At 70.1% G+C, this 1,357-nt stretch carries 1 protein-coding gene; it reads left to right on the top strand.

Going from position 1 to position 1,357, the window contains the following annotated elements; all coding sequences use genetic code 11:
- Window positions 1-142 precede the first annotated feature (142 nt).
- Entirely contained in the window at window positions 143-1,312 is a 1,170-nt protein-coding gene (corA, locus tag C1I95_RS33935; protein WP_111220200.1) for a magnesium/cobalt transporter CorA, read from the top strand.
- The last annotated feature ends 45 nt before the right edge of the window (window positions 1,313-1,357 follow it).

Raw genomic sequence — 1,357 nt, 5'->3', positions numbered from 1 at the left:
CCCCCACGGCGCCGGGCGGGCCGGATCGCCCCTCACCCCCCGAATGCGGTCCGGCCCGTCCGGCGCCACCCCTCGTCGCGGCTGCCATGATCGGCCCGGCGGCGTAGCCTGCAACCCGCAGCCGTGTGCGGGAGGGGGCGTGATGACGGATCGGATGCAGCAGGGACAGCCGACCTCCGCCAACGGCGACCGGACGGCGTCCCCGGACGGCGGCCGGGTGCTGCGGCCCCGGAACTGGTCACCGGTACGGGCCATGACGCGCCGGCTCAATCCCGACGGACCCCAGGGCGCGGAGCTGCCGGCCGGCCCGCGGCGCAGCGCGGTGGTCGACTGCGCGCTCTATCTCGACGGCCGGCGGCAGGCCGGTGACTGGGACTACGCCGGGGCGCTGGAGGCGGCCCGCCGGGCCGAGAGCGGCTTCGTCTGGCTCGGGCTGCACGAGCCGGACCTGGCCGAGATGACCGAGATCGCCGCCACCTACGGGCTGCACGAGCTGGCCGTGGAGGACGCGGTCAAGGCCCAGCAGCGTCCCAAGCTGGAACGCTTCGGCGAGGTCAGCTTCCTGGTGTTGCGTACCGCCCGGTACTGCGAGCACACCGAGCTGACCGAGAACTCCGAGGTCGTGGAGACCGGGCAGGTGATGCTCTTCATCGGCCCGCACTTCCTGATCAGCGTCCGGCACGGGGACGCCTGCCGGCTCGCACCGGTCCGCGAGGAACTGGAGGCCCGGCAGGAGTTGCTGCTGCACGGCCCCTGGGCGGTGGCGTACGCGATCACCGACCGGGTGGTCGACCTCTACCTGGAGGTCGCCGACCAGCTCGAGGACGACATGGACGTGCTGGAGACGGAGGTCTTTGACCGCCAGGCCAGCGGGCGGATCCAGCGGATCTACCAGCTGAAGCGGGAACTGGTGGAGTTCAAGCGGGCGGTGATGCCGTTGCAGCGTCCGCTGCTGGCCCTCACCACGCAGATGAACCGGGACGTGCCCAAGGAGGTACGCCGCTACTTCCGCGACGTGCAGGACCACCTCAGCCGCACCGTCGAGCAGGTCAACTCGTACGACGACCTGCTGAACTCGATCCTCCAGGCGCGGCTGGCCCAGGTGACGGTCGACCAGAACAACGACATGCGCAAGATCGCCGCGTGGGCCGCCATCGCCGCCGTGTGGACCGCCATCGCCGGCATCTACGGCATGAACTTCGAGTTCATGCCGGAGCTGAAGATGACCTACGGCTATCCGGTCGTGCTGGCCCTGATGCTGGCCATCTCACTGACCCTCTACCGCTGGTTCCGCCGCAACGACTGGCTCTAACCCCTGTCTCTTATACCCATCTCCGAGCCCACGAGACTAGCGCTC

Source organism: Micromonospora craterilacus, from assembly GCF_003236315.1.
GTDB classification, from domain to species: Bacteria; Actinomycetota; Actinomycetes; order Mycobacteriales; family Micromonosporaceae; genus Micromonospora; species Micromonospora craterilacus.
The sequence above is the reverse complement of the archived record's forward strand: the minus strand, read 5'-3'. Positions and strand labels throughout refer to the sequence as shown.